This is a genomic window from Streptomyces sp. NPDC052701 (assembly GCF_040678355.1).
GTDB lineage: Bacteria > Actinomycetota > Actinomycetes > Streptomycetales > Streptomycetaceae > Streptomyces.
Window position 1 is genome coordinate 14575 of the sequence record NZ_JBFATO010000011.1, and the last position, 19514, is coordinate 34088.

The following is a 19514-nucleotide window of genomic DNA, read 5'->3' on the forward strand; positions in this document are numbered from 1 at the left end:
GCGGTCGTCCGGGCGTGGGGACGCCTGGAACCGGACGTGGGGACGTCCGTTCATATGGGACACAGGGGAAGAGCGGGACGCATGAGCGCATGTGACGCGCCGTCGGGTGTGCTGCCTGGCGCGGGCAGAGGACCGGCGACGCAGGCCGGCACGAAAGTGACGTCCGGCACGTACAACCTTGACGGGGGGAAACGGGTCCAACTGGCGTGGCAGAGGTTCTCGATTTCAGCGCGGCGCGCGGCACGGTCCTACGGCCGCCCCGGCCGGCGGTTCTCCGACCCCGTGCGCCCGGCTCGCCCGGTGGCATGCCGGTGATCGCGCCCATGCCCGCGGCGCGGCCGGCCCGCATACCGGACCAGCGTGACGGCGCCGAGGACGGTGTGGTGGCCGGCACCACCGTCGACCACCTCACCGAGACCTACCGCGCGCACTACCGCTCGCTGCTGGGTCTGGCCGCCCTCCTCCTCGACGACACCGCCTCCTGCGAGGACGTCGTCCAGGAGGCCTTCATCCGCGTCCACTCGGCGCGCAAACGGGTCCGCGACCCGGAGAAGACCCTGGCCTACCTGCGCCAGACGGTCGTGAACCTCTCGCGCTCGGCGCTGCGCCGCCGCATCCTGGGCCTGAAGCTGCTGTCGAAGCCCATGCCCGACATGGCCAGCGCCGAGGAAGGCGCCTACGACCAGCTGGAGCGCGACTCCCTCATCAAGGCGATGAAGGGCCTGCAGCGCCGCCAGCGCGAGGTGCTCGTCCTGCGCTACTTCGCGGACATGACCGAGGCGCAGGTCGCCGAGACGCTCGGCATATCGCTGGGCTCGGTCAAGGCGTACGGCTCGCGCGGGATCGCGGCGCTCCGGCTCGCCATGGGGGCGCCGGCATGAGCGACGGCAGCGATGCGCGGCGCGACGCGCGCGGACGACACGAGCCCTTCGAGCGGCACGGGCCGACGGAGCCGGACGGACGGGAGCCCGGGCGGCCCCGGCCGGACGGGCAAGAGCCGAAGCAATCGCACGCTGGGAACGGAACTGTGAACCACGGCCCCGACGACCAGGACCTTGAGGGGTTCGACTCGGACGAGCTGGCACTGCGCAGGATGCTGCACCAGGTGGTGCAGGAGGTGGAACCGCGCGACGGCACCCTGGACTACCTGCGCCGGGCGGTGCCCGCCCGGCGGGCCCGCAAGCGGCAGGCCGCCGTCGGCATGGCCGCCGCCGCCCTCTTCGTCGGCACGGCGATCCCCGCGCTCGTGCACGTCTCCCACACCACCGGCTCCGAGGCCGACCCGTCCGCCATCGGCCACGCCTCGCAGGCCCAGGGCGGCACCGGCCAGGGCAAGGACCCGGCCGGCGGCGGGAACACCTCCGGCGGCGGCACGGACAAGCCCGAGAACAAGGACAAGGACGAGAAGAAGGAGAGCGGCAAGGGCGAGGACACCGGCAGCGGCTCCGGCGCCTCCCGCGGCTCCGGCCCCTCCTCGACCGACCCGGCCGGCATCCCGGTGTGCACGGGCACCCAGCTCGGCCCCGCCGTCGCCGGCAGCGCCGCCCCCGACTCCACGGGCGCGGTCTACGGCTCCTTCCGGGTCACCAACGTCTCCTCCGGCCCCTGCACGGTCGACGGCCCCGGCGGCGTGGGCGCCCTCGCGCAGGGCGCGGCCGACCCCGCCAAGGTCATGTCGGCACGGCACGTGGCCGGGGACGCGGCCGCCGGGCTGCCCGACCCGTCGCTGGAGTCGGCCCGGCTGGTGCTCCAGCCGGGCGCCGCGTACGAGGTGAGGTTCGCCTGGGTGCCCAGCGAGACCTGCCCCACCGCGGGCGGCGACACCGGTGGCGAGACCGGCGGTCCCTCGCCGGACCCGACCCCCACCGAGGAGCCGGCCGACACCACCGGCGGAACGTCCACCGGCGGCGACACCGGCACCACCACCCAGCTGGTCACCGAGGACGGCGTGGCCGACGGCAGCGTGGCGGTCACGTACACCCCGCAGACGGGCACCGGCTCGGCGACGGCCGTGGTGCCCGGCGCGTGCGCGGGCACGGTCTACTGGACGGGCGTGCTGGCGGGATAGCGCGAGACCGGGACAGCGCGAGACGGTGCCGGGCGGCGCGCGGGGGAGCGCGCCGGTGCCGGGCCGCGCCGGGCCCGCCCGTCCGTGATCCGGGCGGGCGCGGCGCCGGCCTCGGGATCTAGGCCGGCACCCGCTGCTCGTCGTCGGTGACCAGTCCCAGCTCCGCGTCCCGCGCGAACTCCACCTCGCGCCGCAGCAGCCGGAACCACATGAAGATCACGAAGCCCACGAAGGCGAACCACTCCGCGGTGTAGCCCAGGTTCTGGAACGCCTTCAGGTCCAGCCCGGTGTTCTGCGGCGCGGTCGCGGGCACGGCCCGCATGCCGGAGTCGCCCTTGTCGAGCGTCACCCACGCGTCGTACAGGTCGTAGGGCACCAGGTTGACCAGGGAGGCCGCGCTGATCGCGGCGGTCTGCCCGGCCGGCAGGCCGCCGCGCGCGCTGACGCCGTTGTCGCCCGGCGTCTCGGAGGCCTGGAGCGCCCCGGTGACCGTGACCCTTCCGGCGGGCGGGGCGGGTGCCTTCGCCCGGTCCGGCTCGCCGGGCAGCCAGCCCCGGACCACGGGCAGCGCCTTGCCGGAGTCGGTGCGCAGCAGCGTCAGGACGTAGTGGCCGCGCCTGCCGTCCAGCTCCCGGTCCGGCACCAGCAGCTGCTCGGCGTACCGGCCGCTCGCGGTGACCCGCCGCCCGGACGTCGCCTTGTCCACGGGCAGCAGTTCCGCCAGCGGGCGGGCCTCCTGCTTCCCGGCCGACGCGGCCTGCTCACCCGCGTTGCGGTGGTCCTGGACGCGGTCCTCGAACCGGCCCAGCTGCCACGACCCCATGAAGATGCAGAAGGGGACGGCGAGCAGCACGAAGACGTTGATCCCCCACCAGCGGGGCGTCAGCAGAAACCGGTACACGTCCCCCACGGTACGGGGCGGGCGCGCGGTCGCGGGCCGCGGGGTCGCCGCGGGCCCCGGCCTCCACGCGCCTCCCGGCCTGCGGGAGGAGGGGAACCGGTGGAGGTTGTCCACAGGCCGGGGGCCTCCCCGCCCCCCTGTCGGCGGGGGCGGGCAGTATGGGGCCATGACTGAGCGCAACGGGTCCGACGCACGGGATCGACGGGACCACATCGAGCAAGACGGACACGGGGGACCGGGCGAGGGGATGCCGGACTGGGAGAAGCGCTTCCGGGCGCCCAGGGTCTCCCTGCCGGACTGGGCGCAGGACGCGCCCGACCGGTCCCTGTTCGTGTCGAACGCGACCGGGACGTACGAGCTGTACGCCTGGGACCGGTCGACGGGCGAGCAGCGCCAGGTGACGAACCGGCCCAACGGCACGACGGACGGCGTGCTGTCGCCGGACGGCCGGTGGATCTGGTGGTTCGACGACAAGGACGGCGACGAGTTCGGCGTGTGGCGCCGCCAGCCGTTCACCGGCGGCGAGGACGAACTCGCGGCACCGGGCCTGGACCCCTCGTACCCGGCGGGTCTCGCCCTCGGCCGGGACGGCCGGACGGCGGTCGTGGGCCGCTCCACCGACGAGGACGGCACGACGATCCACCTCGTGCGCCTCGGCGAGGCCCCGGTGGAGATCTACCGCCACCGCGAGTCGGCGGGCGTCGGCGACCTCTCGCACGACGGCTCGCTGATCGCCGTCGAGCACACCGAGCACGGCGACGCCATGCACTCGGCGCTGCGGGTGCTGCGCCCCGACGGCACCCCGGTCGCCGAGCTCGACGACACCGAGGGCGGCACGCGGGAACTGGGCCTCGAGGTGCTGGGCTTCGCCCCGGTCGACGGCGACACGCGGCTGCTGATCGGGCACCAGCGGCGCGGCCGCTGGGAGCCGCTGGTGTGGGACGTGGCGTCCGGGGAGCAGACCGACCTGGCCCTGGAGCTGCCCGGCGACGTGAGCGCCGAGTGGTACCCGGACGGCACCGGCCTGCTGATCGCGCACAGCTTCGAGGCGCGCAGCGAGCTGTTCCGCTACGACCTGGCCACCCGGGAGCTGGTACGGGTCCCGACCCCGCCGGGCGCGGTGTCGGGGGCGACGGCCCGCCCGGACGGCAGCGTGGAGTACCTGTGGTCCTCGGCCGCCGAACCGCCCGCGGTCCGGTCGACGGCGGGCGGGGTCGTGCTCGACCCGCCGGGGATGAAGTCCCCGGGCTCGGTGCCGGTGGAGGACGTGTGGGTGGAGGGCCCGGGAGGCCGCATCCACGCGCTCGTCCAGCGGCCGCGGGGGGCGACGGGCCCGCTGCCGACGGTCTTCGACATCCACGGGGGACCGACCTGGCACGACAGCGACTCCTTCGCGGCGGGGCCGGCGGCGTGGGTGGACCACGGGTACGCGGTGGTGCGGGTGAACTACCGGGGCTCCACCGGGTACGGCCGGGCCTGGACGGACGCGCTCAAGCACCGCGTGGGCCTCATCGAGCTGGAGGACATCGCGGCGGTGCGGGAGTGGGCGATCGGCTCGGGCCTCGCCGACCCCGGCCGGCTGATCCTGACCGGCGGCTCCTGGGGCGGCTACCTCACTCTGCTCGGCCTGGGCACGCAGCCGGACGCGTGGAGCCTGGGCATCGCGGCGGTGCCGGTCGCGGACTACGTCACGGCGTACCACGACGAGATGGAGGCGCTGAAGGCGATGGACCGCACGCTGCTCGGCGGCACGCCGGAGGAGGTCCCGGAGCGCTTCGAGGCGTCCTCCCCGATCACCTACGTCGACCGGGTCAAGGCCCCGGTCTACATCTCGGCCGGCGTCAACGACCCGCGCTGCCCGATCCGGCAGATCGAGAACTACGTCAAGCGCCTGGAGGCCAGGGGCGCGGTCCACGAGGTGTACCGCTACGACGCGGGGCACGGCTCGCTGGTGGTCGACGAGCGGATCAAGCAGGTCAGGCTGGAGCTGGACTTCGCGCGACGGCACCTGGGGGGTGCCCAGGGCTGACGGCCGGGGAGGGCCCGGCATCGCGCGACGGCGGCCGGGGGCGGCCGGGGCTCGCGGCGTGTGCGGGGCCGGCGGGGTTCGCGGCGTGTGCGGGGCCGGTGGGTCCGTCTTCCGGTCCCGCCCGGCCGCGGGCAGCCGCGCCGCTGTGCCGCTGTGGCGACGGGCCGCTCGCCCTCCTGGTGCCGGTGCCGGTGCCAGCCCGGCCCGGCCGGCGGCCCGTCCGGCACCGCCCGCCGTCTCACCCGGCCCGCTCCCGCCGGCGTCCCAGCAGCTCCGCCAGCCCCCTGCGCGTCGCCGCCAGCACCACCCGGTCCCCGCCGCGCAGGACATACGTCTCGGGCAGGTCCCACACCAGCCCCGACGACCCCCCGGCACCCGGCCCGGCCGCCCGCAGTGCCCGGTCCGCCCGCCGCTCGCCGGGAGCGGCCGTGTCCAGCGCCAGCACCCGCCAGGCCCCGGCCCGGAACGCCTCCCCGACCGTCCTGCCCTCCAGCTGGGGGTGCCCGCCCACCTCGACGGCCGCGAACAGCAGCACCCGCCGCTCGACCGGGATGGCCCCCAGGATCTGCCGCCCCATCATCGCCCCGGCGAACGCGGGCGCCGCCAGGTGGGAGACGCTGCGGCTGCGGGTGAGCGCGTGCGGGTGCGCGGCCCGCAGGGTGCGGTACACGGCGGTCGCGAAGTCGTCGTCGTAGAGGCGCAGCACGACCCGCAGGTCGGGGCGCACCGACCGGGCGTACAGCACGGCCTCCAGGTTCGTGGTGTCCGCGCTGGTCAGCGCGAGCAGCGCGTGCGCCCGGTGGATCTTGGCCGCCTCCAGCACGCCCTCCTGGGTGACGTCGCCCAGCACCACCGGCACCCGCAGCCGCCGGGCGGTGGCGAGCCCGCGCGCCTCGGGGTCGGACTCGACGCACACGACGGGGATGTGCAGTTCCCGCAGCCGCGTCAGCACCCGCGTGCCGATCTTGCCGAGCCCGAGCAGCACGACGTGCCCGCCCAGCCCGCGCGGCGGTTTGCGCAGCGCGGAGGCGCTCCGGAAGGTGCCCAGCGCCTCCAGCACCGCGGCCAGCAGCACCGGCAGCAGGAGCAGGCCCACGAGACCGGACAGCAGTTGCAGGACCTGCCGCCCGGTGGGCGCGTCCAGGGCGGGCTCGTTGATGGCGAACAGGTCGAGGAGCGTGACGTAGGTGGCGTGCAGGGGGTGCTCCCCGGTCACCACCGTCAGCGCGACGGCGAGCGCGACCACACAGCCGACCAGCCCCGCCAGCGACCACCGCAGCCGCCGCGAGAACAGCGAGGCGAAGGGGGGCACCGCGGCGCGTCCGGCCGGCAGGGACGGGCCGGAGTACGACACCTGCTCCAGCACGACGGTCCCGCGTCCGGTGGCCGCCGCCACCGCCGCCGCGTCGGGCAGCAGTTGCGGCCCCTGCTCGCCGCTGCTCTCCGAACCGTCCGCGCCGGCCGGGTCGTTGCTGGTCGCGGAGAGCAGCGCCAGCGTGCACAGGCCCGGATCGGCCACCTCCCCGGAGCGCGGCGGGCGCCGCTCCACCGCGCGTAGCAGCAGCCCGTCCGTCTGCACGACCTTGCTGGTGCCGGCCAGGGCCGTGGCGGCCAGCGCGGGCGCGGCCGTGTCCGCGTCGGACAGGACGGTCGTGGAGGCGTCGACCGCCGGTGACGCCGCGAAGCCGCCGGTGGCCAACGCGGCAGCCTGGTCCAGGAGTTCCTCGATGTGCTGGCCCAGCCGGCGGTTGTACAGCCGCAGCACGAGCCGCAGCCGCGGGTTGAGCCGGCGGGCGGTGAGGGCGGCGCGGATGTTGGTCTCGTCGTCGTCGTACACGAGCGCCAGCGCCGCGGCCCGCTCCACGCCCGCCTCGGCGAGCACGGCCTCGGTGAGCTCCGGGGCCTCGACCACCCGCTCGCCGCCCGCGGGTTCGGCGCCGCCCGCGCGGTTGACGGCCGCGCCCACCACCCGGACCCGGTCCAGCAGCGCCGCCGAGGCGGCCCGGGCCCGCCCGACCACGGGCCGCTGGACGCCGCGCCGGGACGGCACCACGAGGACGACCTGCTCGCCGTAGACACCGCGCAGTTCGGCCGCGAGCCGGTGCGCGAGCCCGTCGTCACCGCACACCACCATGTGCGCCGACGGATCACCCGGCAGACTTTGCTGCGGAACGCTTCCCACGAGGAGGGGGACTGCGTACCGGGACGGGCGGTTCCACGGTGCGGCGGTGCCGCGGTGAACGGGCGTGCCCGCCGCGCCGTAGGAACGGACAGGAACCACAGGAGAACGGGCAGGGGAGGGAATCCCGTCGCCCCGCGCACCACCGGAGGTACCCGGCCCGTGGCCGACACGAAGGAAGTCCCGCAGGACACCGGCGGCGGCCGGCGGGACCCCGCGCGGGCCGCGGACGGCCGCCACCTCGACTCCCCGCTGCTGCTCACCCTGGTGCTGCTGACGGCCGTGATGCTGCAGGACCCGGTCCGCGGGGCGCTGTCGGCCCCGGTGATGCAGAGCTGGACGACGGTGTTCGTCGCGGTGCTGGTGCAGGCGCTGCCGTTCCTGGTGCTGGGCGTGCTGCTGTCGGCGGCGATCGCGGTGTTCGTCCCGCCGTCCTTCTTCGCCCGGGCGCTGCCCCGGCACCCGGTGCTGGCGGTTCCGGTGGCGGGGGCCGCGGGCGCGGTGCTGCCGGGCTGCGAGTGCGCGTCGGTGCCGGTGGCCGGGGCGCTGGTGCGCCGGGGCGTGACCCCGGCGGCGGCGCTCGCGTTCCTGCTCTCCGCCCCCGCGATCAACCCGGTCGTGCTGACGGCGACGGCGGTGGCCTTCCCCCGGAACCCGGAGATGGTCCTCGCCCGCTTCGCCGCCAGCCTGCTGGTGGCGTGCGCGATGGGCTGGCTGTGGCACCGCCTGGGCCGCGCCGACCTGCTGCGGCCACCGGCCCGCGCGGCGCACGACGGGCAGGGCAGGGGGGCCGCGTTCTGGGGTTCGGTCCGGCACGACGTGATGCACGCGGGCGGGTTCCTGGTGGTCGGTGCGATGGCCGCGGCGACCCTCAAGGCGGTCGTCCCGGCCGCCTGGCTGCGCGCGGCCGCCGACGACCCGGTCCTGTCGGTCCTGGCCCTGGCGGTGCTGGCCGTCCTGCTGTCGATCTGCTCGGAGGCGGACGCGTTCGTGGCGGCGTCCCTGACCCAGTTCTCGCCGACGGCCCGCCTCGCCTTCCTGGTGGTGGGGCCCATGGTGGACCTGAAGCTGTTCGCGATGCAGGCGGGCACCTTCGGCCGCGCGTTCGCCCTGCGGTTCGCCCCCGCGACCTTCGCCCTGGCCGTCGCGGTGTCGGCCCTGACCGGGGCGGTGCTGCTGTGAACCGCCACGCCCAGGCCGCCCTGCTGTTCCTGCTCGGCGCGACGGTGCTGCACGCGGGCCTGACCGACCTGTACCTGCGCTACGTCAAGGCGGGCCTGCGGCCCCTGCTGCTGCTGTCGGGCGCGGTGCTGATCGCGACGGCCCTGGCGACGCTGTGGTACGAGCGGCGCCGTCCGCGCGCGGAGGGCCACTCCCACGAACCGCGCGTCTCCTGGCTCCTCGTCCTGCCCGTCTTCGCCCTCATCCTGGTCGCCCCGCCGGCCCTCGGCTCCTACAGCGCGACCCACACGGGCACGGCCCTGCAGAAGCCCTTCGGCTTCCCCGACCTGCCCGCCACCGGCCCCCTGCGGCTCGGCGTCGCCGACTACGCGGCCCGCGCGGTCTACGACGGCGGCCGCTCCCTGCGCGGCCGCACCGTCGAGGTCACCGGATTCGTCGCCGTGGACCCCTCCGGCACCCCCTACCTGGTCCGCATGAGCCTCAACTGCTGCGCCGCCGACGCCCAGCCGGTCAAGGTCGCCCTGACCGGCCGCGTCCCGCCGGTCCTGCGACCGGACACCTGGCTGGAGGTCACCGGCACCTACACCCCCCGCCGCACCACGGACCCGGTCAACGACGCCCCGATCCCCTTCATCGAGGTCACCCGCGCCGCACCGGTCCCGGCACCGCGCGATCCGTACGACGGGGCCGGGGGCGACTAGGCCGTTTCCTTTGGACCACGTGAGTAGGCAGAACGAGGGCCGGATGGTCAGCTGAGTTTGGTGCGGCGGTGGTGCCCGTCGCTCAGTGACCGGGAATAGGGGCGGTCATTGCTGGTCTGGTTCCCGAAGTGTGGGGGTGGGGTCGTGGTAGGGGTCAGGTCAGTTGGAAGGAGCGTTTGGCGAGGCCGGCCATGTAGCCGTCGATGACGGTTTGGGCGGGCTGTTCGGGGTTCTGGGCGGTGCCGAGGGTGATGAAGATGGGGAGGTAGTGCTCGGGGGTGGGGTGGGCGTAGGGCATGCCGGGTGCGCGGGTGTAGGAGGCGAGTTCCTCGACGTCGCCGCGGGCGAGGGCGTCGGCGGCCCAGTCGTCGAAGCCGGAGGACCAGGCGGGGACGGTGCCGTGGAGCATCATGTCGCGGGTGATGTGGGGCAGGCCGTGGACCATGAAGCCGGAGCCGATGACGAGGACGCCCTCATCGCGCAGGGGGGCCAGGCGGCGGCCGAGGGCCAGCAGGCGCTGGGGGTCGTGGGTGGGCATGGACATCTGTACGACGGGGATGTCGGCCAGCGGGTACATGGCCATCAGGGGGATCCAGGCGCCGTGGTCGAGGCCGCGGGTGGGGTGCTGGTGGAGGGGTTCGGTGTCGGGCATCATCGCGGCGAGGCGGGCGGCGAGGCCGGTGGCGTCGGGGGTGGCGTAGCGCATCTGGTAGTAGCGCCGGTGGAAGCCGCCGAAGTCGTAGTACAGCGGTGTTCCGGCCGCGGGGGCCGACAGCATCAGCGGGGCATCCTCCCAGTGCGCGGAGACGATCACGATGGCCTTGGGCTTGGGCAGGGACAGGGCCCAGTCGGAGAGTTCGCGCAGCCAGGGGCCGTCGTCGAAGAGGGGCGGGGCGCCGTGGCTGAGGTATATCGCGGGCAGGGGGCCGTCGGCCGGTGTCCAGGGGCGGTGTGCGGCGGCCCGGGTGAGGGCGTCGGGGAGGAAGGCGTCGTAGGCGCCGGCAGGGGTGGCGGGGTTCAGCAGGTCGGGCATGGTGGTCTCCGTGGCGGCTGCGGGCCGTCGAGCAGGCGGGGGTGGGTGTGGGGTGGGGATCGGTGCGCCGCAGGCCGCCCGGGGCAGGGGTGGTGACGGGGTGCGGGTCAGGGGTGGAGCATCGGGGGGCAGGTGCGGCCCGGGTGGATGGCGTCGGTGACGCGGCGGCTGATCTCCCGCAGTTGCCTGGCCTGCGCCTTGGTCAGGGGGTCGATGACCAGGCGGCGTACTTCGGCGACGTGGCCGGGGGCGGTGGCGGTGACCTTGTCCCAGCCGGCGTCGGTGAGGATCGCGAGGGTGAAGCGGCCGTCGGCGGGGTCGGGGGTGCGGGTGAGCCAGCCCTTTTTCTCCAGGCGCTTGGCGGTGTGGGAGAGCCGGGAGAGGGAGGCTTCGGCGAACTCCGCCAGGTCGCTCATCCGCAGGGTGCGCTCGGGGGACATGGAGAGTCCGGCGAGGACCTGGTACTCGAAGTGGGAGATGCCGGCGTCCCGCTGGAGCTGGGCGTCCAGGGCGGCGGGGAGGCTGACCAGCATGCCGACCATGGCAAGCCAGGTCTGCTGTTCCTCGTCATCCAGCCAGTTCGGCTCGTCGGTGTTCATACCCCCACGATAATTTGACGCTTCAAGCGCGACGGCGGCTGTCTCGTGCATGGGTGTACCTCCCGCTCCGCGGCTGGGCGGATCAAGGGCTGGGGCCTCCCCGCCGCCGGGGAAGGGGCGGCTCGCGGGTCAGCCGCGGGGGGTGTCGTTCAGGGGCAGGGCGCGCAGGTAGGCGGCGACCGCGATGGCGGCGACCGCCACATGCATGAGCATCAGGGCGATGATTCCGGCGGCGTCGGCGTGCGGCTTGTAGTCGCTGAAGAACATCATCAGGTCAGGGACCAGGGACACGACGACCACGGCGGGAACGAGCCGGGTCAGCAGAGCGCGCGGATCGGCCGAGCGGCGTCGGACGACCGCCCAGCCGGCCGCGCCGATGAGGACGCCCAGGACGGTGAAGGAGACGTAGGCGCCGGGCTGCAGGGGCTGGAAGTCGTCGGAGGCCCCCGCCGCCAGGGCGATCAGGGCGATCACCGCGTTGGCGATGCTCGCGGCGACGATGCCCCCCAGCAGCCATCCGGCGACCGCGCCCCGTCCGGGCGCCTGAGCCATGGACGTGGCCGAGGGTGCGGAAGAGGGTGAGGTGGACATGAGGATCTCCTTGAAAGGGGACGAGTGGCGGAGGAAGGCGGCGGCGCGGGACCGGCGCCCGTGAGGAGCGGCGTGTGCGGCTGGTTCAGTCGGCGAGTGCAGCGGTGAGGGTCGCGCGCAGTGCGGTGGTGGGCCGTCCGATGAGGCGGGAGAGGTCGCCGGTGGTGCCGGCCAGCTGGCCTTCTGCGGTGCCGGCGTCGATCGCGACGAGCATCTCCACGACCGGTTCGGGCAGACCGGCCTCGGCCAGGGCCCGGGTGTGCGCCTCGGCGGGCAGGTCCTGGTAGGTGACCTGGGTACCGGTGACCGCGGTGATGTCTGCGGCGACGTCGTCCATGGTGAAGGCGGTGTCGCCGGAGAGTTCGTAGACGGTGTTGTCGTGGCCGTCGCCGGTGAGGACCACGGCGGCGGCTGCGGCGTAGTCGGCGCGCGAGGCCGAGGAGATGCGGCCGTCGCGGGCGCTGCCGATGATGACGCCGTTGGCCGCGCCCTGCTGGGCGGCGGGGATGTAGTTCTCGTTGTACCAGCCGTTGCGCAGCAGGCTGTAGGTCAGGCCGCTGGCCCTGATCGCTTCCTCGGTGGCCTGGTGCTCGGGGGCGACGGGCAGGGTAGAGGTGTCGGCGTGAAGGACGCTGGTGTACGCCAGGAGGCCGGCGCCCGCGTCCTTGGCGGCGTCGATGACGGCCTGGTGCTGCGGGATGCGGCGGCCGACCTCGCTGCCGGAGATCAGCAGGATCTTCTCGGCGCCCTCGAAAGCGGCCTTGAGGGTTTCGGGGCGGTCGTAGTCGGCCTCGCGGACCTGGACGCCCTGCTCGGCGAGATCAGCTGCCTTGTCCGGGGTGCGGACGGCCGCGACAATCTGGTCGGCAGGGACGCGGGTCAGCAGCTCCTGGACGACGAGGCGGCCGAGCTGGCCGGTGGCGCCGGTGACGATGATCATGAGAAGGGCTTTCCGTCGGTTCTGTCAGGGATGCGGGCCACCGCCCTTCCGGGCGGGGCGGGGTGGGGCGGAGCTGGGCAGCAGGGCAGGACGGTGGTCCGGGTCAATCGCCGACGTTGACGATGATCTTGCCGCGAGCGTGGCCGGCGGCGAGGGTCGACAGGCCCTCGGCGGCCCGCTCCAGGGGGAGGACGGTGGCGATGTCGGCCTTGACGGTGCCCTCGGCGGCCAGGGCGGCCAGCCGCTCGATGACCTCGCGGACCGGGGTGGCCATGATGTTGCTGCCGGTCAGCCCGGCCGCGGCGAGGGCCTGCTCGTCGGCGGCGTTCAGGGTGCTGGTGACCTTGCCGCCCTTGCGCAGGGCGCTCAGGGGCAGTCCTTCGGCACTGCGGGAGACCAGGTCGATCAGGCCGTCGAGGCCGTCGGGGTAGGCGGCGGTGACCTGGTCGGCGACCGGCGTGGCGGTGGTGTGGTCGACGACCGTCGCGGCGCCCAGGCCGGTGAGCCGATCGGCGTCGGCGGGTGTCCCGGTCGCCACGACGGTGGCGCCACGGGCGGCGAGCAGCTGCACGGCATAGGAGCCGACGCCGCCGGTGGCACCGACCACCAGGACGACCTGCCCCGGCTGGACGTCGAGGGCTTCGACGGAGGCGTAGGCGGCGGTGCCGGCCAGCGGCAGGGCCGCGGCCGTGGCGAAGTCCAGCCCAGCCGGCTTGGCCGCCACCGAGGCGGCCGGGAGCAGCGCGTACTCGGCGAGGGTGCCAGCCTGGATCGGCGGGGCGAGCAGGACGTGTCCGAAGACCTCGTCACCGGGGTCCACGTGGTCGACGCCCGCGCCGACCGCCTCGACCACACCGGAGGCGTCCCGCCCCAGCACCAGCGGGTAGGCGTGGGGCATCATCTCGGCCATCATTCCCGAGGCCAGGGCGTTGTCGACGGCGTTCAGGGCCGCGTTCCTCACCCGGATCAGGACATGGCCGTCGGTGACCTCCGGGACGGGCAGGTCGGACACGGCGGGCTGGGCACCGGGCTCAGGAACGTTCAGTGCACGCATGACGATCTCCAAAAGACCTTGGTGCGATTTCGACTGTTTTGTGAAGACGTTAGAAGGCGTAGGGGCCGAAGCGGCCCCATGCCACGACGGCGGCCAGGATCAGCAGGACGGCGTTCACGCCGATCATCTGCTGCTCCTGGCGGCGGGCGTGGACGGCCGCGGCGCCGAGCATGAGGACCGCCAGCCCTGTGGCCGCCAGCGGCACCAGGACCGGCGCGACGTCCAGGGCCGCGGGCAGGAGCAGGCCGAGCGCGCCGAGCACCTCCAGCGCGCCGATGGCCTTCACCGCACCGGCGGAGAAGTCGCCGGTCCATCCCATCCCGGACGCGGCCAGCTTCTCCTTCGGCTGGGCGATCTTCATCAGACCGGCGAGGGCGAATGCGACGGCCAGGAGGCCCGCGATGACCCAGAGGGTGACGTTCATGGTGTCGGACCTCTCCCGATGACTTGACGCTTCAACTAAAGGTAGGCCGATTGACTTGAAGCGTCAAGTGAAACCGAGGTGGTTTCATTGAAGCTTCAAGCGAGCTTGTGTCGTGCGGGACCGAAGGACGGCAGCCGCAGATCGCCAACCGCAAGACGCGCGGCCGAGCCGGCGGCAGGCCGCCAGCCTTCGACCGCGACGCCTATAAGCAGCGCAACACCGCCGAACGCTGCATCGACAGACTCAAGCAGTGGCGCGGTTTAGCCACCCGCTACGACAAGACCGCCACCGTCTACCTGGCAGCCCTCCACATCGCCGGCATTCACATCGGGTCCGCAGGATGATCCAAAAGAAGCGGCCCAAACCCCCTCGTCGGCGCCGTCCGCGCGCGGGCCGGTTCGGCGGGTGGCCGTCTGGGCAGTGACCCCGTGGGAGTCCGCTGGCGACGGGAGGGCAGATGAAGATCTCGGTGGACCGCGAGGCGTGCTACGGCTCCGGCGACTGCGCCTACCGGGTCCCCTCCGTCTTCACCGTGGTGGACGGGCTCGGCGCCGTCCTGCCGGGCCGCGAGGACTCCGGTGACGATCCGCAGGTGCGCGAGGCGGCGGAGAGGTGCCCGTCCCGGGCCATCGACATCGACGTCGGCATCGGCGAATAGGGCCCGGGCCGCGGACCTTTGCCGCGGGAGCGCCGGGAGCGCCGGGAGCGCCGGGGACGGCGTGGCCGCCGGAGAGGGCTGGGCACGCGATCGCCCTGCGGCCCCGGACGGTGCGCCCGGTCCGAGGGCCCCGGGGGAAATACGGCCATTCCCTTTAATGCCGTCGTCCGCGCCGTCGTCCGCCCGTTGTTGTCGTATGCCGTGTACCGGACCGAAAAGCACAGGAATTTGCCCGGGAGGCAAAAAGCCGCCCGGTGGCCGCGGGTGGCGGGATATCGCCGTCCGGGCATGGAAAGGCCCGATCGCTGGCGACGGGGGAAGCACCAGCGATCGGGCTGCACCAAGAGTAACAAGGGCGTTGGGACGGCGGGGGCGGTCCGCTCGACTCGGGGGAGAAGCTGTGAGCGGAATCACGCGAGGTCGAACCGGAGTTCGGCCGCCGTCACTTCTCGCACGGCGGGTCGAACGAGAGGCGGGGCAGATACTCGTGCCATTTCTCCGCGGTCAGGACGCCCCGCGTGACCGAGCAAATGCGATGGATAGCGGCGTCGACGTCCAGGTTCCACAGCCGGATGGTTCCGGCGCCGCTGGAAACCCCGAGCATGCGGCCGCGGGGGCTGAAGGAGAGGAAATTGCCGGTCTTGGCGTTGGGGCTCATCGACTGGCCGATGGGGGTGGCCCGGGTGGGCGGGTCGACCTTCCACAGCCGGACCGTGGTGTCGTTGCCGCCGCTGGCCAGGGTGCGGCCGTCCCGGCTGAAGGTCAGGGACACGACCGCCTCGGTGTGACCGGTGAGGGTGGCGCCCGGCCGGGTGTCCCCGGCGGAGCCGGAGGCGTTCCACAGCCGGACCGCGTCGTCGTCGCCGCCGCTGGCCAGCGTGCGGCCGTCGGGGCTGTAGGCCAGGACGTTGACGGGTCCGTGATGGCCCGTCAGCGGCCGGCCCCGCAGGGCGGCGTGGCGGGGGTCGGCCACGTTCCACAGCCGGATGGTGCCGTCGGCGCTGCCGCTGGCCAGGGTGCGGCCGTCGGGGCTGAACAGGAGGGAGTTGACGTAGCCCCGGTGCCCGGTGAGCGGCGGGCCCAGCGGCAGCGGGCGGGACGGGTCGGCCACGTTCCACAACTGGATGGTGCGGTCGTCGTAGGCGGTGGCCAGGGTGCGGCCGTCGGGGCCGAACGCCAGCGCGTCGGGGCCGGTGAACCGGGTCCGCAGCTCGATGGGCGGCCCGTGGGGCACGGGCCGGGCCGGGTCGGCGACGTTCCACAGCCGTACCGCGCGGTTCTCCTCCAGCACCGCCAGGGTGCGGCCGTCGGGGGAGAACACCAGCGTCCGCAGGCCGCCGTCGCCCGGCATGAACGGCTCGCCCAGCGTCACGGGCCGGTGCGGAGCGGTCACGTCCCACAGCCGGACCCGTCCGTCGCGCGCGGCCGTGGCAAGCACCCGCCCGTCCGGCCGGAACGCTCCGCCGCGGCCGGTCATGTCCGACGTGGGGATCGACCACAGGCGGACCTTGCTGTCGCCGCTGCCGGTGGCGAGGGTCCGCCCGTCGGGGCTGAAGCCCACGGCGTACATCTCGCCGCTGCTGCCCGCCAGGGGTTCGCCGACCTGCGACGGGTACGCCGGATTGCTGACGTTCCACAGGCTCGCCGTGCTGTCCGCGCTGCCGGCGGCGAGCATCGTGCCGTCGGGGCTGAAGGCCACCGACCACACGGGGCCGGTGTGCGCGGTGAGCGGGGCGCCGAGCGGCGCCGCCTCGCGCGGGTCGGCCACGTCCCACAGCTGGATGCTGTCGTCGGCGCTGCCGCTGGCGAGCGTGCGGCCGTCGGGGCTGAAGGCCACGGAGTGCACGGTGCCGCGGTGGCCGGCCAGCTTCCCGCCGGCCGGCTCCGGGCGGCCCGGCCCGGACAGGTCCCACAGCCGGATGGTGTGGTCGTCGCCCCCGGCGGCCAGCGTCCGCCCGTCGGGGCTGAACGCCACCGAGCGCACGGCGGCGGTGTGGCCGGTGAGGGGGCGTCCCCGGCGGGCCGGGCGCGCGGGATCCGACACGTCCCACAGCCGTACGGTGCGGTCCTCGCTGGCGGAGGCCAGGGTGCGGCCGTCCGGGCTGAAGGCGAGCAGGTAGATCGTGCCGTCGTGGCCGGTCAGGGGCGCGCCGAGCGGGCGCGGCCGGCGGGGGTCGGTCACGTCCCACAGCCGGACGGTGCCGTCGTCCGCCGCGCTGGCCAGCGTGCGGCCGTCCGGGCTGAAGACCGCGCTGCTCACCCAGCTGCGGTGCCCGGTGAGGGGACCGCCCAGGGGTTTCGGACGGGTCGGGTCCGCCACGTCCCACAGCCGGACGGTCCGGTCGTAGCTGGCGGTGGCCAGGACCCGGCCGTCCGGGCGGAACGAGGTGAGGTAGACCGCGCCGGTGTGGCCGAGCAGGGGCGTGGCCAGCGGCGCGTTCACGATCGAGACCAGCCGGTTCCTCGTGCCCTCGTGGTCCGGCCGCAGCCGGTGGGCCACCAGGTCGAGCTGGGCGGACAGCGACGGGTCGGTGTACTGGACGCGGTCGGCCTCGGCGACCACCTGCTCGAAGACCGCCTCGTCCCGCTGCTGCCGGGCGACCATCGCCGCGCCGGCGGCCAGGACCGCCAGGGCGACCAGCGCCGCCACCGCGCTCCGGCTGATCCAGACGGTACGCCGGCGCAGCCTGACCGAGGCCGCCAGGAACTCCACGGCGCTGCGGGTGAGGTAGGTGTCGCCGGCGGACCTCGCCCAGGTGTGGGCCTGCTCCAGCCGCGACCCCCGGTACAGCAGCGACGCGTCGCGCCCCGACCCCTCCCAGGCCCTGCCGTCCTCCTCCAGCCGCTGGCGCAGCAGGTTGCCCTGCCGGTCCTCGTCGATCCAGTCGCGCAGCCGGGGCCAGGCGTGCAGCAGCGCCTCGTGGGTGATCTCCACCGTCTCCGCGTCCAGCGTCACCAGCCGGGCGCGGACCAGGGCCTCCAGGGACTCCTCCGTCTTGCCGGGGTCCGTCGACTCCGCCGCGAGCTGGCGGCGCGTGCCCCGCCGGCGGGTGGCCTGGGTGTCCTCGCCGAGGCGGACCAGCCGCAGCAGGAGCAGCCGCGCGGCCGTGCGGGCCGCCGGATCGAGGCCGGACCAGGCCCGCTCGGCGGTCGCCGCCACCGCCCCCTGGATGCCGCCCGCCGCGCGGTAGCCGGCCAGGGTCAGCCGGCCCGCCTTGCGCCGCTGCCAGGTGGCGAGCAGCGCGTGGGAGAGCAGCGGCAGCACCCCGGCGTCGTGCGCCCCGCGCGGCCCGTCGGCGCTCACCTCCCGCACGATCAGCTCCGCGAGCCCCGGTTCGAGCTCCAGCCCCACGGCCTTGGCCGGGCCGGTCACCGCCTCGCGCAGCTCCGTGGTGGTCAGCGGCCCGAGCACCATGTGCCGGTGCTGCAGCGCGTCGGCCAGGTGCGGATAGCCGAGGCACTGCTCGTAGAAGTCGGCGCGTATCCCGATGACCACGAGGACGGGCCCCGGCCCGCCGGGGCCGGGGCCCGTGCAGGCGGCGTGCAGAGCCTGCACGAAGGTGCGCCGGCCGGTCTCGTCGGGGCAGAGGGTGAAGGCCTCCTCGAACTGGTCCACGATGACCACCGGGCGCCCGCCGTCTCCCGCGCGGTCCGCCCAGGCGCCGACGGCCTCCCGCACCGCCCCGGCGAACCAGGGCGCGGCGGGCTCCGGCGCGCCCTCGCGCACCGCGCGGGAGACGACGGGTGCGAGCTCGGGGATGCGGCGGGTCAGTTCCGCGAGCGGATCACCGCCGGGGACGAGCTGCACCACCTCCCGGGGCGGCCCGTGCCCGGCGCCCGGCGCGCCGTCCCGTAACGCGGGTACCAGCCCGGCGTTCAGCAGGGAGGACTTGCCGGCCCCCGAGGCGCCCACCAGCATGACCAGGCCGCCGGTCTCCTCCGCCGCGCGAAGCTGCGCGACGAGGGCGTCCGTGCTGCGCTCCCGGCCGAAGAACCACCGGGCGTCCTCCCGGCGGTAGGGGGCCAGCCCCCGGTACGGGCACACCCCGCCGGGCACGGCCGGCGCCTCGGGCGGGGGCCCCTCCTCCTCTTCCACGTCCGCGGCGGGCCGGTCGCCGACCGGGTCGGCCACCGCGCGCTCCCACAGCCGCTGCCACTGGGCCAGGTCGTACAGGCCGGGGGAGACGGGTGCGGGCCGCGCGCGCCGCGCCTGCGGGATCAGCACGTACAGCACCGCCGCGAGGGCGGCGAACTGGGCGGGCACGTTCTTGGCCCGCCGCCAGTCGCTGATCCGCTGGGCGGACACCCGCACGGGCCGTCCACGCTCGTCGACCCGCTGCAACCGGACGACCGCCTCGGCCACGCGCTTGAGGGGAGGATTGCCCGCCTCCTTGTACAGCAGCGCGAGACGTTCCGCGAAGGCTGTGCGTGCCGTCGAGTCGGAACCCAAGGCTCCACCCCTTACTTCCCCGCACCTGGACGTCCGGACCGGAAAACCCACTTTATACGGCTGACCTGCGGCGGAATCGGTGTCCGTTGGCCGGAACCTCCTCTACGGAGGCCACAACCGGCAGGATCACTACGTAGCAGCGCGGTAACCGCGCGTCGCCGGACGGGCCACTCGACCCGTGCCCGCAGGGCCACCACCTCTCCCGTGTCCACCCCGGAACTCCCTCGTCCACGCCGTACGGCGCGGACGAGACCGGCCCACCGTTCGGCACCGGTCCCCACGAGGGGAGGGACCGGTGCCGGACGACGTGGTGTGGGGGAGGGGCCCTGCCTCCGGCCGTTTCCGGCCGTTTTCGGCCGGCCCCCGGCCGATCCTTTGGTCGATCCCCGGCTGGTCCTCTGCTGGTCCTCTGCTGGTCCTCGGTTGGTCCCTCGGGCCGATCTCCAGACTGGTCCCCGACTGGTCCCTGGCTGGTCCCTCGGCTGGTCTCCGGCCGATCCCTCCGGCCGATCTCCCGGCTGGTTCCTCCGGCCGATCTCCCGGCTGGTTCCTCCGGCTGACCTCCCGGCTGGTCCCTCCGGCCGCCCCGGCCGCCCCGGCCGGCCCCCGGCCGATCTGCCGACCGATCCGCCGGGGGGGGGCGCCGCGGGGGGGGGGGGCGCCCCGGGCGGCGGGCGGGGGGCGCGGGGGGCGGGGGGGGGGGCC

15 protein-coding genes and 1 pseudogene are annotated in these 19514 nt (G+C 74.7%); 7 read left to right on the plus strand and 9 right to left on the minus strand.

Annotation, left to right across the window (positions count from 1 at the left end):
• Positions 1-305 precede the first annotated feature (305 nt).
• Together AB0L29_RS14960 and AB0L29_RS14965 are read left to right on the plus strand one after the other, a co-directional pair.
• The gene (locus tag AB0L29_RS14960) at positions 306-881 is read left to right on the plus strand and encodes a SigE family RNA polymerase sigma factor (protein ID WP_365827071.1); all 576 of its coding nucleotides are present in this window, start codon (positions 306-308) and stop codon (positions 879-881) included.
• 146 nt (positions 882-1027) lie between these two features.
• Complete coding sequence (locus tag AB0L29_RS14965) at positions 1028-2068, plus strand: hypothetical protein (RefSeq protein WP_365827073.1); 1041 nt, start codon at positions 1028-1030, stop codon at positions 2066-2068.
• 118 nt (positions 2069-2186) lie between these two features.
• Here the strand turns inward: AB0L29_RS14965 and AB0L29_RS14970 are convergent, their stop codons facing one another.
• The gene (locus AB0L29_RS14970) at positions 2187-2969 is read right to left on the minus strand and encodes an SURF1 family protein (protein WP_365827075.1); all 783 of its coding nucleotides are present in this window, start codon (positions 2967-2969) and stop codon (positions 2187-2189) included.
• 166 nt (positions 2970-3135) lie between these two features.
• Between AB0L29_RS14970 and AB0L29_RS14975 the strand changes: the two genes are divergently transcribed.
• On the plus strand, positions 3136-4998 hold the full coding sequence (locus AB0L29_RS14975; RefSeq protein ID WP_365827077.1) for a prolyl oligopeptidase family serine peptidase: 1863 nt from the start codon (positions 3136-3138) through the stop codon (positions 4996-4998).
• Between the two features lie 238 nt (positions 4999-5236).
• Here AB0L29_RS14975 and AB0L29_RS14980 read toward each other — a convergent pair whose 3' ends face one another.
• Positions 5237-7132, minus strand: a complete 1896-nt coding sequence (locus AB0L29_RS14980; protein ID WP_365827371.1) for an NAD-binding protein — start codon at positions 7130-7132, stop codon at positions 5237-5239.
• Between the two features lie 207 nt (positions 7133-7339).
• Between AB0L29_RS14980 and AB0L29_RS14985 the strand changes: the two genes are divergently transcribed.
• Positions 7340-8359: a permease gene (locus AB0L29_RS14985; protein ID WP_365827078.1), complete on the plus strand. Its 1020-nt coding sequence runs from the start codon at positions 7340-7342 to the stop codon at positions 8357-8359.
• Positions 8356-9060, plus strand: a complete 705-nt coding sequence (locus AB0L29_RS14990; protein ID WP_365827080.1) for a TIGR03943 family protein — start codon at positions 8356-8358, stop codon at positions 9058-9060. Before AB0L29_RS14985 ends, AB0L29_RS14990 begins: the two co-directional genes overlap by 4 nt.
• Positions 9061-9214: 154 nt before the next feature.
• Here the strand turns inward: AB0L29_RS14990 and AB0L29_RS14995 are convergent, their stop codons facing one another.
• The 6 genes from AB0L29_RS14995 to AB0L29_RS15020 form a co-directional block, all read right to left on the minus strand.
• Positions 9215-10093, minus strand: coding sequence for a class III extradiol ring-cleavage dioxygenase (locus AB0L29_RS14995; RefSeq protein ID WP_365827082.1), 879 nt, complete (start codon positions 10091-10093; stop codon positions 9215-9217).
• 107 nt (positions 10094-10200) lie between these two features.
• Positions 10201-10692, minus strand: a complete 492-nt coding sequence (locus tag AB0L29_RS15000) for a MarR family transcriptional regulator (RefSeq protein WP_365827084.1) — start codon at positions 10690-10692, stop codon at positions 10201-10203.
• Between the two features lie 129 nt (positions 10693-10821).
• Positions 10822-11283 carry a DUF6069 family protein gene (locus AB0L29_RS15005; RefSeq protein ID WP_365827086.1) on the minus strand — a complete coding sequence of 154 codons (462 nt, stop codon included), beginning with the start codon at positions 11281-11283 and terminating at the stop codon, positions 10822-10824.
• A gap of 85 nt (positions 11284-11368) precedes the next feature.
• The gene (locus AB0L29_RS15010; RefSeq protein ID WP_365827088.1) at positions 11369-12223 is read right to left on the minus strand and encodes an SDR family oxidoreductase; all 855 of its coding nucleotides are present in this window, start codon (positions 12221-12223) and stop codon (positions 11369-11371) included.
• A gap of 103 nt (positions 12224-12326) precedes the next feature.
• The gene (locus tag AB0L29_RS15015) at positions 12327-13277 is read right to left on the minus strand and encodes an NADP-dependent oxidoreductase (protein WP_365827090.1); all 951 of its coding nucleotides are present in this window, start codon (positions 13275-13277) and stop codon (positions 12327-12329) included.
• 49 nt (positions 13278-13326) lie between these two features.
• Positions 13327-13701, minus strand: coding sequence for a DoxX family protein (locus tag AB0L29_RS15020; RefSeq protein ID WP_365827092.1), 375 nt, complete (start codon positions 13699-13701; stop codon positions 13327-13329).
• A 137-nt stretch (positions 13702-13838) separates the two neighbouring features.
• Here AB0L29_RS15020 and AB0L29_RS15025 point away from each other — a divergent pair.
• Both AB0L29_RS15025 and AB0L29_RS15030 read left to right on the plus strand, forming a co-directional pair.
• Positions 13839-14045, plus strand: a pseudogene (locus AB0L29_RS15025) (IS5/IS1182 family transposase); the annotation flags it as partial.
• Positions 14046-14158: 113 nt separating this feature from the next.
• The gene (locus tag AB0L29_RS15030) at positions 14159-14359 is read left to right on the plus strand and encodes a ferredoxin (protein ID WP_365827094.1); all 201 of its coding nucleotides are present in this window, start codon (positions 14159-14161) and stop codon (positions 14357-14359) included.
• Between the two features lie 442 nt (positions 14360-14801).
• Here AB0L29_RS15030 and AB0L29_RS15035 read toward each other — a convergent pair whose 3' ends face one another.
• Positions 14802-18809: an AAA family ATPase gene (locus tag AB0L29_RS15035; RefSeq protein WP_365827096.1), complete on the minus strand. Its 4008-nt coding sequence runs from the start codon at positions 18807-18809 to the stop codon at positions 14802-14804.
• Between the last annotated feature and the right edge of the window lie 705 nt (positions 18810-19514).

What these genes read in the sequence shown, in the direction of transcription:
- AB0L29_RS15005 (WP_365827086.1), bottom strand. Translation starts at nt 11,283, where the DNA reads ATGTCCACCTCACCCTCTTCCGCACCCTCGGCCACGTCCATGGCTCAG.
- AB0L29_RS14975 (WP_365827077.1), top strand. Translation starts at nt 3,136, where the DNA reads ATGACTGAGCGCAACGGGTCCGACGCACGGGATCGACGGGACCACATC.
- AB0L29_RS15000 (WP_365827084.1), bottom strand. Translation starts at nt 10,692, where the DNA reads ATGAACACCGACGAGCCGAACTGGCTGGATGACGAGGAACAGCAGACC.
- AB0L29_RS15010 (WP_365827088.1), bottom strand. Translation starts at nt 12,223, where the DNA reads ATGATCATCGTCACCGGCGCCACCGGCCAGCTCGGCCGCCTCGTCGTC.
- AB0L29_RS15030 (WP_365827094.1), top strand. Translation starts at nt 14,159, where the DNA reads ATGAAGATCTCGGTGGACCGCGAGGCGTGCTACGGCTCCGGCGACTGC.
- AB0L29_RS14980 (WP_365827371.1), bottom strand. Translation starts at nt 7,132, where the DNA reads ATGGTGGTGTGCGGTGACGACGGGCTCGCGCACCGGCTCGCGGCCGAA.
- AB0L29_RS15020 (WP_365827092.1), bottom strand. Translation starts at nt 13,701, where the DNA reads ATGAACGTCACCCTCTGGGTCATCGCGGGCCTCCTGGCCGTCGCATTC.
- AB0L29_RS14995 (WP_365827082.1), bottom strand. Translation starts at nt 10,093, where the DNA reads ATGCCCGACCTGCTGAACCCCGCCACCCCTGCCGGCGCCTACGACGCC.
- AB0L29_RS15015 (WP_365827090.1), bottom strand. Translation starts at nt 13,277, where the DNA reads ATGCGTGCACTGAACGTTCCTGAGCCCGGTGCCCAGCCCGCCGTGTCC.
- AB0L29_RS14960 (WP_365827071.1), top strand. Translation starts at nt 306, where the DNA reads ATGCCGGTGATCGCGCCCATGCCCGCGGCGCGGCCGGCCCGCATACCG.